We start from the raw sequence: 13,590 nt of genomic DNA on the forward strand, positions 1-13,590 counted from the left end.
CGTCAGATCTCGTTGATACGGGTGATGCTGGTGTTGTTGGCCAGCAGATGTTTTTTCAGGGAGCTGAAGCTCTTCCAAGACCAGTCATAGGTGATGAATTTGACTGCCTGAGCTTCGGCGGCTTTGCGCTTTCCGTAGATCTTTTGATAGATCTCAATTTCTTTTTTGCTATGAAGGGCACGAGTCACCTTGCGGTAAAAGCGGCGAGTCTCCTCATGTTCGGGCTCGCCGGTTCTGTGGTCGCAGGCCAACCAGGCCCCCTTCAAATACCCATCCACGTAGACCAGCGTCGACCAACTCTTTTTGGCGCTGTCAGTCTGCTGCGATAGGTTGATCTCAAACCCATCACACTTGAGCTTCATGCAGCCCCACGGGCTTGCCATCTGTTCTTTCAATGCATCCCAATCGGCTTGTTCCATCTTTTCCTCGGCTGCTCGTCAGTACCAGGCAACCACGCTTGGCAGACCGCCCCGGAATACCGGGACGGTTTCGCATCAGTGGAGAGTCGGTTTGGGCTCCGCTTGTTCGCGACTTGTTTGGCACTGCTCGCAGTTGCAGGCTGCTTGGACAAGAAGTCTTGGCGCCATAGTTGCCAGCCTCAGAGCAAGCTGAGCTGCTGGACCTTTCCTGTCTGTCAGGCGGGATGGACCAGAGAGATTTACTGTGACGCCCAAATCATCGTCGTCACTGATAGTGATGGTGTACTGAGCCATAGGTACTCCTTAGAGCTGATTGCCCAATTGAATAGGCAGTGGATCTTGATAGGTTTCGTGGGAAAGCTGAGTGGTCAGACTCCAGCGATATCAAGGCTGATAGGTTTGTACTGGTCGGTATCACCAACACGTTCGTACACTCGGATGTAAGACTTTGAGCCGACTACCTGGCAGGCGTCACCGATGGCTTGCATGGCTCGCTGCCAGCGCTCATCAGTGATTTCCATTCGGCGCAGTGCCAGTACACGCGCAGTGCGAATGTCCCCTTTTTGGTCAGTGCGAAAGGCGTCATTCACTAAGGTGACGACTTCGGGGCGAGCCCCCGTAGTCCAGTCGCGTAGGCATTCGTCAATCAACGCCCGCGCTGCCTGGAGGCGTTCGTCGAAAGCAATGCTTTCCTGAACTGCCCGCTGAATTTTGTAGCGACCATCGAAACTGAGTAGGCTGACGTTGCCTTTTTTTCCACCCAGTTGAGCCCCGTACTGCTCTGCGCTGAGTTCGATAAATGCTTCGATATCGCCAAATGCGGAAGCCTTGAACTTGGCTAGCACGTCACTGGCTGCTTGAGCTTTTCCGACCAGTTCAAGGACCAGGGCATCACGCGCCAAATCAATGGGCTTAATCATGCTCTCTGGGATCAAACGCTTTTGGGCGTCAGTCCGATAGCCTTCTGGAAGTTGGTGTTGGGTTGTCATTACAGGGGCCTCAGTGAATTGTCGGGCGTGCCCAGTCGGAAGGACGGGCAAAACTGATGGGTTCGCGCCATTCCAGGGTTACGCCCTGAAACTGCACGTTGAAGCGGGTGCTTCCGGCTGACTTGTGGCGCTTGAAGCCAGTGGACTGGCCCTGATCGACCAGGCGTTGACCTGCTTCAGGACTGACCACCAGCATGTTTTCGTTGGGGTAAAAGCCCTGTATGCGAATGCCTTGCGCCTGCAAAGTGCGGGCAGCGGTGTTGAAAACACGCAGGCGGTCGGCCAAGGTTGGGTTCAACACTTTCAGTGGTGTGCGGCTATTGGAGGCGAGCATGGACGTTCTCCTGGTTGCAGCAGTCGGGGTTGATCGAGCAGTACTGGCAGGCACGCCAGTGCTGCATGGCCTGCGGGTTATGGGTTGGAGCTGGTTTTTCGCGATAGCTTTGGCACTGATCAACGGTTACTTCTGAATCCAGTGCGACACACTGGATGCGCCCGAGCGTCTCCATAACGCGCCGCTCGACACCGGCAGTGCTCGGTGACGCATAACGGTTTGCCAGCACCAGGCTCACGGCTGTGCGGCTCATGCCAATGCGCTGGCTTGCCTTGGTCTTGTTGCTCGCAGCCACTTCAGCCGCGAGCAGGCGTACGAACAAAGGAGGCTCCGGACCCCAAGCGGCGATCTGGGCGTTCATAGGTCGTTGTCCTTCACTGGTTGGCGGAAGACCACTTCGCCCAAGTTCGGGTCGAAGACTTGGCCGATTTTCTGAATCATCGGAGGACGGGGGCCGGTGTATTTACCGGGCGCTAAACGGTAGCGTGCTGGGCAACCGGGTTTGCTCCGGCTTGTCTCAACGATGTAGCCCGCTCGTTTTAGCCACACCAGATAGGCACGAGCTGTGCCCACTGTGGTCGGCGAGGCGAGTGACGCTTGCGTGGCCAGCTCTTCAGCATTCAATTCGCCGAGGATGCGCAGGGTTCGCCACATGGCTTCCATGCCTTTCCCCGAGTTGCTCGGTTTTCCTTCGCGAGTAATGGCAGGAGCTTCGGCGCCCACGTCCTTGATCAAGCGCAAGGTCTGCTGTTCAAACAGTTCACCGCTCACCACTTCAACGAATTTGCCGCGCAGAAGTGATTGCAGGTAGGTGTTCACGACGGTTCTGTCGGTATTGGCATGACGAGTAATGTCGGCGATTTTGAAGCTGGCAGGCGTTTTCCTGATGGCCTCCCAGACTCGCTGGCGATTTCCCTTGGTGCCCTGCATTTCCAAATCAATGCGTTTACGACCAGTAGCCATTACAAGCCTCTCCGCGCAGGAGCTTCACCGGTAAACCAGTCACGTGCTCCCCAGCCTGCAAGGTCTACGCTATCCCAGCATTGGGTTTGGGCTTCGTTGTAGACCCGGTACAAGTTGACAGCTACGCGGCGAAGGCAGCCCCGCACTTTGTGGCGCAGGTCATCCAGCAGGTCATCCGCGAATTTCAATGTGGGGTAGCTGGCTTGAGCAAGACTGCGCAGATCGTCGAGGGTTGCGGGTTGGGCGGGTACCCACTCCAGTACACGGTTGTGCAAGCGTTCTAGCTTTGCCAGGCTATTAGGTACACGCTCTTCACCGATCAGAACGATGGTCCCTTGGCTGGCGTTGTAAATATCGGTCAGTACGTTGGCCACTGCTTTTTCGAGCAGGTATTGAACGTCATCAATCAACAGCGGACGTCCGCTACGGGACAACTGCTCAGCGACCTGGTCCACCATTACTGATAGCGTCTGACCTGCTGCAATACCCATTTCACGCAGGATGGCCTGAAGAAAAGCTTTTTTGCTCCAAGTGTCGCGGCACTCAACGTAATAGGCGCGGTGTAAGTTTGCGGCGAAAGCAGCACCAACGCTTTTACCCAGCCCGCTTGGGCCGTACATCACGACAAGGCCAGGCAAGCCCATTGGACGGTTGTGGGCTCGGTCGATGGCTGCAGACAACAGACCGACATTGGTCAACGGAACGATCTTGGTAACGCTCATTTGAAACTCCTAAAGGTCTTGTTAAGCGCGGGCCTGCGCCGCATGTGCAAACATCCGTTGCATCGCGGTGTAGTCCGAATGTTTCGGCCAGCGGTCGTGCCACTGGGCTTCTTCGGGTGGCAGCAAAGCGCCGCTCTTCACGCGATCATTAAGCTGATTCCACAGGTGGTATTTGCTGATAGGGTCAGCGGGGATTTCAAAGGTTGGGTCTTTGGGGGCGGCCAGCTGCGCGAACCGCTGAGCCTCGGCGAGTTGCTCGGGTGGCAGTTCGTAAGTGCTGGATGCACCCGTGATGACGCGCATTTCCACGTCCTGCCCAGTGATGGTTTTGGCCTTTTTCACCAGACGGGAAAGCTGTCCGCGCTCGCGTTTCTCGCTGGCTTTTTCCAGCATGGTTTTCGGCATTGCGGGGCTGGCGTTTCCGTCGAGTAGGGCTTCACCAAGCAGGTCGCCTTCCAGGGAGTGGACCCATACACGGCTGGCGTCGCGGAAGTCATAGGCCACGCGGACCTGTTCTCCGTGGAAACCGTCCAGGTCCTTGAGGAAATAGGTACCGCTGTTCCATTGCACCTGGCAACGGTGGACGGTGCGCTCAACTTGTGGCCGGGTCAGGCTTTCAACGATGTTGGCGTCAGCCAGCAATGGCTCCCAGCCCTCAGCCTCGGCGGACTTCCACGCTTCCATAGGGCTCTGGTGGCGTTTGCGCATGGTTTGGAGGTCACGAAACTTAGGCAGTCCACGGTGCGGGCGACGGTTGTACTCATCGAGTGCCTGCTGCAAGTCTGAAAAAAAGACCGCGAACTCAGGGACGACTGTTGGAACAATGCCCAAAGCAAGCTGCTTACGTGAAAGCTTATGGGTTTTAGTGGCGGCCTCTTTATCCATGTCGGCGCCAATGTAGCTGTCGAAGGTTTTGGCGAGCCTGACCAGGATTGTTTTGTGGGGGCGCTCAATCACGCCTCGGGCCTGGGAGTTGTAAGGCAGCGAGTGGGTGATGGTGCCGCCTAGGCGGTCATTGACTTCGTAAACGGTGGCGTTATCAAAGCCGCTACCGTTGTCGACGTAGAAGATTTTGTACATGCCACAGCGGCTTACGCCGTCACGCAAGGTATCCAGCGTGGCCAGAGTTGATTCGGCTAGGTTGACCGAAAAGCCCACGATTCGGCGCGTGGCCCAGTCAATGACCATGGTTATTTCTGGCCGGAAAATCTGCCCGGTCAGCGGGTTAATAACCTCAGCATCAAAGGTATGGCCGTCAGCCACCCATACATCATTCGGCCACAACATGTCGGCTTGGCGGCGGTTGTAAGCTTTTAGAGCGTTCAGCTCATGCGGCCCCATACGACCCCGCTCACGAACTGAGGGGCTGAGTTTTTTTAGCCAACGTCGTACTGCGTGGATGCTAGGACATACACTGGCATGCACTTCGCCATGTACTTGTTTGAACTGTTCGTATGCTGCTTCAACACTGGGTTTCTGGGGGCGCTGGTAGTGCTTGAGGAATTCGCCTGCCCAGGCCGGGACGCTCATATCCTTTTGCCTACGAGCTGGAGCGAGACCAGTTTCGCCATGGGCGCGGTAGTCTGCCAGCCAGCGTTTTAGCGTGCGTTCGGAAAGGGAGCGACTTTCAGTCTTGCGGTCGTTGGCGCGAACGACGCGTTCAGCCAGATATGGGCTCAGATCGTCATTTTTCGCTAGAGCTACCAGAGTGAGGATGGCTCGATTTTGACTGACCACCTGGCTCATGCGCTCGATTTCGCGGACAAATGCCAGGCGGGCTGTCATCACACATGCTTGCGAATCATTTAAACGTGACGCGATTTTTACGTCACATCCTGCAAGAATATTATGAGGCTCGATGACCTGCAGAGAAGGTTCGTTGACGATGGTGGCTGCTATCAAAGCTGTTTGGGTTGCCTTCGGTAAAACAGAGAAGGCATATTCCCGACCGCCGCCTTGACCGAGACGCAACTGGCACTCCCAACTTTCGCGTTTGGCGAGTCGTATCAGCCCACTGACCGAACTGGGCATACCAGGTAATCCGGCCAATTCGCTTGGGCTGTACCAGCTACGCATGGTCGTCACCCAATAATTTTTTCAACTCTCGGGCTTTACGTGTTGCGTCGGCAGCAACACGCGACAAACGTCCCAGCTCGGCATCTAAGGCTTCGCGACCATACGCAACTCGGCCGCCACGCAGATGAACTTGCCAGTTGGTGAGCAGATGGCTCGCACAAACCTCTTCCAGTAAAGCGGCTCTATATAGAGGAAGGTTGTGGTCGGCTCGGGCCGGGCTCGACCATGCGTCGAGCATGTTCTTACTAACGTCATCACCTGAGAGCCGAGACATGCGGGCAGCGATTTCATAGCGGTCCAGCTCTGACCCTTTGAGCAGATCACTGACCATCTCACTGACTTGGACGGCATAGTTGCCATGCCCCGGAACAGACAGAATGGGCTGAGGGACGGAGAATATGTCTAATGTCCTGTCATCTTTTACCCTGCGCATATTTAAATCTCCGCCTCAGTTTTACGGTGCGGAACAGGACGGTAAACGCTATCCTTCGTGTAATCGGTATAGTGTTGGTATACCGATTGCTCGGCTCTTTTCGGTCGTAATCGCTTGGGAGTGTCGTCGCTGTTCCAGCGTTCGGGCCAAAGCTTTGCGGGCACGGTGTCTAGTGCGGCAGCAATAGCGCGTTCGACACGTGGATAGGCGCGTTCTTTCGTAGCTCGAATGGCACGATCAGTAATGCCAAGCTGGCGAGCCAGTTTTGCGGCTGAGTTGCCACGTATACGCAGTTGGTACTTGATCCATTCCCAGCGACTGGCTGGATCGAGAGGTATGTCTTTAGCATTCATCGCAACAACCATCTAGGCGGGTGGTTTTTTTAGGCTTTCTAACGGCCTGTTGCGGACAGAATACGGTCAAATAAATATGCTTTCAATCAAATTTGACTGGTCAATGTTTGTTTTACGCTCAACTTTGACCGCAAATATAAAATTCCCTTTAAAATCAATGGATTGCAAGATGGTTGACTTGGCTCGATTTGATTTTCTAGCTGGTCAAGGTTGTTGCTATGAACTTTGACGGCTTTGGCGAACGCCTAAGGCAGGCGATTGGCGCCGATAAACCCTATGCGTTCGCTAAAAAATGCGGTGTATCAGAGAGCTTGTTGCGCAAATATTTGAGCGGCGCATCAGTGCCCAGCGTAGAGAAAGCTTGGGCAATGGCTAAGACGGCAAAGGTTTCTCTTGATTGGCTTGCTGGAGGGGAAGGGAGTATGTGTCCTTCAGGGTCGTCAAATAAGGCGACTCCCTCGGATGAGGATGTCTACTCCTACATCCCACTCTATGACGCGCGCTGTAGTGCTGGTCATGGGGCATGGAATGAAGGCTCCAAGGTCTTAACCTTGCTCGCCTTTACGACCTACTCATTGCGTAAGCAAGGGCTAACGCCGTCAAAGTTGTCAGCGATTCGCGTAGATGGCGACTCCATGGCTGGGCTGCTGGAAGATGGCGACACTGTGCTGATTGATCATAGCCGCAATCAGTTGGAGGCAGAGGCTGTCTACGTGATACGGCTGGATGATCATCTCTATGCCAAAAGACTCCAGCGTCTGTTTGATGGTTCTGTGCAAATCATCAGCGAGAATAAAGCCTACGGGGATGTGCTTGTACCCAAAACCCAGCTAAATGATCTGGCGATCATTGGTCGGGTAGTTTGGGCTGGCGGCTGGATTTAGGCACTTATCGGCCTATGCCAAAGAGCCCGCTAGATTCGGGCTCTTCACTTGATTCCTACGGTTTATTGCTTTGCAGCTCTTTGGCATCGATTCCAATCGCCATCGCAATCACTCCTTCTTTCAAAGGCCCGCCCCGCTTGGCCTGCCCAGCGTTGTCCCGGTAAACGTCAGGTCTTCCCACCAGCTTTCTCCCTGGTGCCAAACATGGAGCCTCCTCACATTTTGTTGTGGCGTTTTTTAGGCTTGGCGCAAAGCTTGGCGTGAAAGGCGTCAAATGTTCGCGGCCTTATACTCTGCCGCGTAGGATTAGCTAGAATAATGTTGTACGAAAATTTTGATGAGTGACGAGGGTAATGCACGGGTGTCAATTTTTTGGCTGAAAAAAGATCTTTTTTAATTAAAAAAAGGCACTACACTTAAACTTATCCAAATTATTGACGATATCAGTCTGATGGCTTATTTTAATGTAGCGTGCCCAGTTGCATGCTTTTAGTTTCATGTTCTCATTGGTCGGCGTCACGGAAGATCTTCTATGAATCGCACAGACGACATATCAAGCTTGTTTAACAGGTTTGGAGGCAGTTCGGACAGTTATCACGAGTTCGACAGTCAGTTGGATTACAAAGAGCCCGTGCCGAAGGCAGCGCCGCCCGTTGCGGAGCCTGAACTCCCAGTTAATGCGGCACTTGGGGTTGCGAAGGAAGGGTCAGCATTGCAACCTGCCTCACCCCCACTTGCGCCAGAAGTCTCGCTGCCGCTAACAACGCCAGTTGCCGAACTCGAACAGCCGGTACCTACGCCCGTTGCCGAAGTCGAACAGCCGGTACCTACGCCAGTTGCCGAAGTCGAACAGCCGGTACCTACGCCAGTTGCCGAAGTTGAGCAGCCGGTGCCAACGCCAGTTGCCAAGGTCGAACAGCCGGTACCCGTTGCAGAAATCGAGCTACCCAAACCTATGCCAATGCCGGTCATCGTGCCTCTTGCGCGACCTGAAACGGTGCCTGCAAAAAAAGCGACAAGGACTCCATTGCTGCGCAATCTGCTTGCCGAGGTCGTTCAGGCCCGCCAGGCCGAGGAGCAGGCTGCAGCGGCAGAGGCACTTGCCAACGCCCGTCCGCCCAAGTGCAAGGCCCACGTTGTGGCGGTTGTGTCGTCCAAGGGCGGGGTCGGTAAAACCACGTTAAGCGCGGCTCTGGCTGGCTGCTTGCGGTTGGGTGGCGGTCAGACGCTGAGTCTCGATCTGGACCCGCAAAACGCGCTGTATTATCACCTGGGCGTTGAGTCCGGCAGTATCGGCATAGGCAATGCGGCCCATTGTGAGACAACGTGGAAAGCTGCATTGCAGGCCGGTTTCAGCGGTGCAAAGGTGTTGCCTTATGGTGCCTTGAGCGATGAAGAGCGACGCACACTGGAACACCGCATGAGTGACGATCAGCATTGGCTTGCCTGGCAGCTCGATGCCATGGGCCTGTGCGAACAGGACGTGGTGATTTTAGATACGCCCACCGGGCGCAATCTCTACCTCCAGCAGGCGTTGGATGTGGCTGACGAGGTGATTGTAGTCACTACGGCCGATGCCGCCAGTTTCATTACGCTCGATCAAATGGATCATTGGCTCAACGCCGAGGGTGCGCGCCCTGGCTTTTCGACCTGCCACTACGTGGTCAATCAGTTCGATGCCAGCCACGAGCTTTCCCGAGACATGCTCGAAGTCTTCAAGCGGCGGCTGGGGAAGAAGTTGATGGCTGTTATCGCTCGGGATAAAACCTTTGATGAGTCACTGGCTTATGGGCGTGACCCCTTGGCCGACCCGCAAATCTCGTTGGCGTGCCAGGACGTGCAGGTGCTTGCCCAGCAAATCAAGTCGCGGTTTGCCAATGTTCGCGCTTCAGGGTTGCACGCCTAGTGAATACAAAGATAGACGCCCCAGACGTAACGCAAACCCGCTCCCAGCATTGGGCCCAGTCCGTTTCTGATTACCTTGCGCGTTGGCCCGCCCCCGCACGGTACGCTTTGTTCGCCGTTACGACCCTGCTCTGTGTGGTCGTGGGTGTGCTCATCATCATTGCGCCGTTCGACTTGTACGCACAGTGCATTTTTGCAGCGGGCTGTTTTGCCACGGCGTTGATTCTGCGCCGAATTCCCGGCCGGCTCACGGTGTTGGTTCTGATTGGCTTATCGCTGACTGCATCGTTGCGCTACATGTACTGGCGTCTGACATCGACCCTTGGGTTTGAGCACTGGGTGGACATGGTGTTCGGTTACGGCCTGGTGCTGGCTGAGCTGTATGCTTTGGCAGTGCTGGTGTTCGGGTACCTGCAGACGGCCTGGCCGCTGCGCCGCAAGCCCGTGCTGCTCAAGGGGCCGCCCAGCGAGTGGCCCGTGGTGGACGTGTTTATTCCGTCTTACAACGAAGCGCTCGATATCGTAAAAGTGACCATTTTTGCGGCCCAGGCCATCGACTGGCCCAAAGACAAATTGCGTGTTCACGTACTCGACGACGGCCGTCGAGAAGACTTCCGCCTGTTCTGCGAGCAGATAGGCGTCAATTACATCACGCGTGACAACAACCGCCATGCGAAGGCAGGCAACCTCAACGAGGCCCTTAAAGTCACGAGCGGTGAGTACGTCGCGTTTTTTGACGCTGACCACGTACCCACGCGGTCGTTTTTGCAAATCAGCATCGGCTGGTTTCTGAAAGACCCCAAGCTTGCGATGTTGCAAACGCCGCACTTTTTCTTTTCTCCGGATCCGTTCGAGAAGAACCTGGATACGTTCCGGTCTGTACCCAACGAAGGCGAGTTGTTCTACGGCCTGGTACAAGACGGCAACGACCTGTGGAATGCCACCTTCTTCTGTGGTTCGTGCGCCGTGCTGCGTCGCGATCCGTTGCTGGAAGTCGGCGGGGTAGCGGTAGAAACCGTAACCGAAGACGCCCACACCGCGCTAAAACTCAACCGCGCGGGTTACAACACGGCGTATTTGGCGATTCCACAGGCGGCCGGTCTGGCGACGGAAAGCCTCTCGCGTCACATCAGCCAGCGGATTCGCTGGGCCCGAGGCATGGCGCAAATTTTCCGTACTGATAACCCGTTGTTCGGCAAGGGCTTAAAGCTTGGTCAACGGCTGTGCTATCTCAACGCCATGCTGCACTTTTTCTATGGTTTACCGCGCCTGGTGTTCTTGACCGCGCCGCTGGCGTACCTGTTCTTCGGTGCGCAAATTTTCCATGCCACCGGCTTGATGATTACGGCCTATGCGTTGCCGCACATCTTTCATGCCAGCTTGACCAACTCTGCGATCCAGGGGCGTTACCGTCACTCGTTCTGGAACGAGGTCTACGAGACGGTATTGGCCTGGTACATCATGGGCCCGGTCTTGATGGCGCTGGTCAACCCCAAGTTCGGTGGTTTCAACGTAACCGACAAGGGCGGGATCATCGATCAAACCTTCTTCGACTGGAAGCTTGCACGCCCTTATATCGTGTTGCTGGCGCTTAACGCTGCGGGGATGATTTTCGGCTTCGTGCAGCTTGCTCTCGGCGAAGAGGGTGCCGTCACTACGTTGCTGATCAACCTGGTATGGACCGTCTACAACCTGATCATCACCAGTGCCGCTGTGGCGGTAGCCAGTGAAACTCGTCAAGTACGTTCAGAGCCGCGGGTAGCTGCCGAGTTGCCAGCGCAATTAACCCTTCCCGATGGCAGCGTGATTAGTTGTGTCACGCAAGACTTCTCCCAAAAAGGCGTGGGCTTGCGTTTGCCGGAAGGTGTCACCTTGCCTCAAGGGGCACATGTTCAGTTATCACTGTTTCGTGACGATCATCCGAGCAACTTCCCGGCCAGTATCATGTTTAGCCGTGGGTCATTGCTCGGCTTGCAATTTGATCCTCTGAGCTTGCGCCAACAAAGCGAGCTGATCCGTCTGACCTTTTCGCGTGCCGATACTTGGGCTTCAACGTGGGGGCATGGGCAGGTCGATACACCGATGACGGCCTTGCGCGCTGTTACCCGTATTGGGTGGCGAGGCATTTGCGCGCTCTATGTAGCCACGATCATGGAGGTCCGTAATGCCCTTCAGCGTCGTCGTGCCATACCCTCCACTCCAGAAAACGTAATGGACAAATGATGAATTCAAAGTCTTTCGCTTTCAGTAATCTGCGCGACCCGCGTCGTGCACTGGCAGGCCTCACATGGGCCTGGCTGGCGTTGAGTGGCGGCACAGCATACGCCGAGACTGCGCCCGCACCCGCTGATACCCCGACCAACCCCGGGAGTAGCTACTCGGTGACGCTCAAAGAGTTGGGGCGTAATTACCCCATGACCTTGCGCGGTATTGACTCTACTGACAGTGTCAATTTCAACGTGCGTGCCGACTCCATTGTCACGGGAGCCAAGCTGAACCTGCAGTACGCCTATTCACCTTCGTTGCTGGCGGATCTGTCGCAGATCAACGTACTGATCAACGATGAAGTCGCTGCCAGCTTGCCGTTACCCAAAGACAAGGCCGGGCAGCAACAGCAGACGACAATTGACATTCCTGCGCACTTGATCACTGAGTTCAACCGCTTGAGCCTGCAGTTCATCGGGCACTACACGATGAGTTGTGAAGACCCGCAGCACACGAGCTTGTGGGCCAAGATCAGCAATGGCACACACTTGAATATTGATGTGTCTCCGTTGGCGCTGGCCAATGACCTGTCGATCTTGCCATTGCCGTTTTTTGATCGCCGCGATGCACGACCACTGAGCCTTCCCTTTGTATTTGCCGCCTCCCCGGACAGCACCACGCTGGAAGCAGCGGGTGCGGTGTCTTCCTGGTTTGGTGCGCTGGCCAGTTATCGCGGTGCCCGGTTTACGTCGATGTTCAACCAGATTCCGGCCAGCGGTAATGCGGTTGTGTTGCTCAGCGGCCCGGGGGATTTGCAACTGGACGGCGTAAGTTTGCCGGCGGCCAAGGGGCCGACCGTGAATATTATGACCAACCCTAATGACCCTAACGGCAAGTTGCTGGTCATCACCGGTCGTGACAGTGCCGAGGTCAAGCGCGCAGCCACTGCATTGGTTCTGGGCAGCCAGGCGTTGTCGGGTAACAGCGTGGTGATTGATAGTCTCGCCGTTGTGCAGCCACGCAAGCCTTACGACGCGCCGAACTGGTTGCCGACTGATCGCAAGGTCAAGTTGGGCGAGTTACTGCCAGAGCAGCAGTTCAACGTGTCCGGGTACAACCCGGGTGACATTGTGGTACCGCTGAACCTCCCGCCAGACCTATTCACCTGGCGTGATGAAGGGGCTCCGCTGGACCTCAAGTATCGCTATACGCCGCAAGAGCAATCCAACAACTCGTCGTTCATTATTAGTTTCAATGACGCGCTGATTCAGTCGCAGAGCTTGCCCTCTGAAGACAAGCTCGACAGCAGCGTACTCAATGCGTTGAAGTCCAATAATGGCAATCTTGATCGTGAAGCCAACGTGCGCCTGCCGCTCAATTCCGTGGCGCTGCAATCACGGCTGCAGTTGCGTTATATGTTTGATTACATCAAGCAAGGTGAGTGCCGCGATATCATCATCGATAACATGCGCGGTGCCATCGACCCGGAGTCGACGCTCGACCTGACGGGCTACGATCACTTCATGGCCATGCCAAATCTGGGCGTGTTCAAAGACGCCGGTTTCCCCTTTACGCGTATGGCTGACCTGTCTGAAACCGCTGTGGTGCTTCCCGATCATCCCGGTGCAGCGGATCTGAATGCTTTCCTGACCGTCTTGGGCCGTTTTGGCCAGTCCACCGGTTACCCGGCGGTCGGTGTGCGAGTCATCGAAGCGGGCAATGTGGCGAGCGTAGCGGACAAAGACCTGTTGGTTTTTGCTTCGGGGCCCAATCAGCCATTGTTGTCGCTGTGGGCTGACCGCCTGCCTGCGTACGATGCTAATGGCCAGCAGAAATTCCATTTGTCCGACTTGCCCATGCGTGTTCGTGACTGGTTCAGCCCTGACCCGGAAGCCAACTTGCGCAGAACCAAGCTGGCGATGGCCTTCTCCGGCGGTGCGCGCAGCACTTACTTGACCGGCTTCGAGTCGCCGCTCAAAAGCGGGCGCAGTGTCGTGGTGATCGCAGGGGGTGGGCCTGAGGGGTTGGTCGATGCGACCAATGCCCTGATTGGCGGGGAAGATTACACCCAGTCGATTCAAGGCAGCCTGGTGGTTGTGCGTGGTAAGGCCATCGAGCCGTTGGTGGCCGATGAGGATTACTACGTCGGTAGCCTGGGCACAATCAAATACCTGCAATGGTTTATGTCTCGCAATGTGATGCTGGTCTTGATCCTGACGGGCCTGGGCGTGGTGTTACTCAGTGGTTTGGCGTACCTGGCACTGCGTGCACGGGCTAATAAACGGTTAGGTGACTGATCTGCTATGT

At 55.7% G+C, this 13,590-nt stretch carries 13 protein-coding genes and 1 other RNA gene; 4 read left to right on the forward strand and 10 right to left on the reverse strand.

The features are described from left to right. Positions 1-2: 2 nt before the first annotated feature. From Q1W15_RS12460 to Q1W15_RS12505, 10 genes are all read right to left on the reverse strand, one after another. Positions 3-419, reverse strand: coding sequence for a hypothetical protein (locus Q1W15_RS12460; RefSeq protein ID WP_300728681.1), 417 nt, complete (start codon positions 417-419; stop codon positions 3-5). A 5-nt stretch (positions 420-424) separates the two neighbouring features. After that, positions 425-495, reverse strand: an RNA gene (locus Q1W15_RS12465) — hammerhead ribozyme type II. A 292-nt stretch (positions 496-787) separates the two neighbouring features. Beyond that, on the reverse strand, positions 788-1,408 hold the full coding sequence (locus tag Q1W15_RS12470) for a DUF3164 family protein (protein WP_133077544.1): 621 nt from the start codon (positions 1,406-1,408) through the stop codon (positions 788-790). 10 nt (positions 1,409-1,418) lie between these two features. Beyond that, complete coding sequence (locus Q1W15_RS12475; RefSeq protein ID WP_169869250.1) at positions 1,419-1,742, reverse strand: hypothetical protein; 324 nt, start codon at positions 1,740-1,742, stop codon at positions 1,419-1,421. Further along, positions 1,726-2,103 carry a hypothetical protein gene (locus tag Q1W15_RS12480; protein WP_237149330.1) on the reverse strand — a complete coding sequence of 126 codons (378 nt, stop codon included), beginning with the start codon at positions 2,101-2,103 and terminating at the stop codon, positions 1,726-1,728. The genes Q1W15_RS12475 and Q1W15_RS12480 overlap by 17 nt, the downstream gene beginning before the upstream one ends. After that, positions 2,100-2,705, reverse strand: a complete 606-nt coding sequence (locus tag Q1W15_RS12485; protein ID WP_300728692.1) for a hypothetical protein — start codon at positions 2,703-2,705, stop codon at positions 2,100-2,102. The genes Q1W15_RS12480 and Q1W15_RS12485 overlap by 4 nt, the downstream gene beginning before the upstream one ends. Beyond that, positions 2,705-3,427: an AAA family ATPase gene (locus Q1W15_RS12490; protein WP_300728695.1), complete on the reverse strand. Its 723-nt coding sequence runs from the start codon at positions 3,425-3,427 to the stop codon at positions 2,705-2,707. The genes Q1W15_RS12485 and Q1W15_RS12490 overlap by 1 nt, the downstream gene beginning before the upstream one ends. 21 nt (positions 3,428-3,448) lie before the next feature. Beyond that, the gene (locus Q1W15_RS12495; RefSeq protein WP_300728698.1) at positions 3,449-5,503 is read right to left on the reverse strand and encodes a Mu transposase C-terminal domain-containing protein; all 2,055 of its coding nucleotides are present in this window, start codon (positions 5,501-5,503) and stop codon (positions 3,449-3,451) included. Next, a complete protein-coding gene (locus Q1W15_RS12500) occupies positions 5,496-5,936 on the reverse strand; it encodes a hypothetical protein (RefSeq protein ID WP_237149334.1) in 441 nt (146 codons plus the stop codon). Before Q1W15_RS12500 ends, Q1W15_RS12495 begins: the two co-directional genes overlap by 8 nt. Positions 5,937-5,938: 2 nt before the next feature. Then, the gene (locus Q1W15_RS12505) at positions 5,939-6,289 is read right to left on the reverse strand and encodes a helix-turn-helix domain-containing protein (RefSeq protein ID WP_237149335.1); all 351 of its coding nucleotides are present in this window, start codon (positions 6,287-6,289) and stop codon (positions 5,939-5,941) included. A gap of 218 nt (positions 6,290-6,507) precedes the next feature. On the opposite strand from Q1W15_RS12505, the gene Q1W15_RS12510 reads away from it, so the two are divergent. The 4 genes from Q1W15_RS12510 (at position 6,508) to bcsB (ending at position 13,580) form a co-directional block, all read left to right on the forward strand. Then, the gene (locus tag Q1W15_RS12510; RefSeq protein WP_300728704.1) at positions 6,508-7,173 is read left to right on the forward strand and encodes a helix-turn-helix transcriptional regulator; all 666 of its coding nucleotides are present in this window, start codon (positions 6,508-6,510) and stop codon (positions 7,171-7,173) included. A 712-nt stretch (positions 7,174-7,885) separates the two neighbouring features. After that, on the forward strand, positions 7,886-9,079 hold the full coding sequence (bcsQ, locus tag Q1W15_RS12515) for a cellulose biosynthesis protein BcsQ (protein WP_300728707.1): 1,194 nt from the start codon (positions 7,886-7,888) through the stop codon (positions 9,077-9,079). Between the two features lie 11 nt (positions 9,080-9,090). Beyond that, the gene (gene bcsA, locus Q1W15_RS12520) at positions 9,091-11,301 is read left to right on the forward strand and encodes a UDP-forming cellulose synthase catalytic subunit (protein ID WP_300728807.1); all 2,211 of its coding nucleotides are present in this window, start codon (positions 9,091-9,093) and stop codon (positions 11,299-11,301) included. Further along, positions 11,301-13,580, forward strand: a complete 2,280-nt coding sequence (bcsB, locus tag Q1W15_RS12525; RefSeq protein WP_300728710.1) for a cellulose biosynthesis cyclic di-GMP-binding regulatory protein BcsB — start codon at positions 11,301-11,303, stop codon at positions 13,578-13,580. The genes bcsA and bcsB overlap by 1 nt, the downstream gene beginning before the upstream one ends. The last annotated feature ends 10 nt before the right edge of the window (positions 13,581-13,590 follow it).

The organism is Pseudomonas sp. (assembly GCF_030150285.1).
Classification (GTDB): domain Bacteria; phylum Pseudomonadota; class Gammaproteobacteria; order Pseudomonadales; family Pseudomonadaceae; genus Aquipseudomonas.

What these genes read in the sequence shown, in the direction of transcription:
- Q1W15_RS12470 (WP_133077544.1), bottom strand. Translation starts at nt 1,408, where the DNA reads ATGACAACCCAACACCAACTTCCAGAAGGCTATCGGACTGACGCCCAA.
- Q1W15_RS12500 (WP_237149334.1), bottom strand. Translation starts at nt 5,936, where the DNA reads ATGCGCAGGGTAAAAGATGACAGGACATTAGACATATTCTCCGTCCCT.
- Q1W15_RS12495 (WP_300728698.1), bottom strand. Translation starts at nt 5,503, where the DNA reads ATGCGTAGCTGGTACAGCCCAAGCGAATTGGCCGGATTACCTGGTATG.
- Q1W15_RS12505 (WP_237149335.1), bottom strand. Translation starts at nt 6,289, where the DNA reads ATGAATGCTAAAGACATACCTCTCGATCCAGCCAGTCGCTGGGAATGG.
- Q1W15_RS12485 (WP_300728692.1), bottom strand. Translation starts at nt 2,705, where the DNA reads ATGGCTACTGGTCGTAAACGCATTGATTTGGAAATGCAGGGCACCAAG.
- bcsB (WP_300728710.1), top strand. Translation starts at nt 11,301, where the DNA reads ATGAATTCAAAGTCTTTCGCTTTCAGTAATCTGCGCGACCCGCGTCGT.
- Q1W15_RS12490 (WP_300728695.1), bottom strand. Translation starts at nt 3,427, where the DNA reads ATGAGCGTTACCAAGATCGTTCCGTTGACCAATGTCGGTCTGTTGTCT.
- Q1W15_RS12510 (WP_300728704.1), top strand. Translation starts at nt 6,508, where the DNA reads ATGAACTTTGACGGCTTTGGCGAACGCCTAAGGCAGGCGATTGGCGCC.
- Q1W15_RS12460 (WP_300728681.1), bottom strand. Translation starts at nt 419, where the DNA reads ATGGAACAAGCCGATTGGGATGCATTGAAAGAACAGATGGCAAGCCCG.
- Q1W15_RS12475 (WP_169869250.1), bottom strand. Translation starts at nt 1,742, where the DNA reads ATGCTCGCCTCCAATAGCCGCACACCACTGAAAGTGTTGAACCCAACC.
- Q1W15_RS12480 (WP_237149330.1), bottom strand. Translation starts at nt 2,103, where the DNA reads ATGAACGCCCAGATCGCCGCTTGGGGTCCGGAGCCTCCTTTGTTCGTA.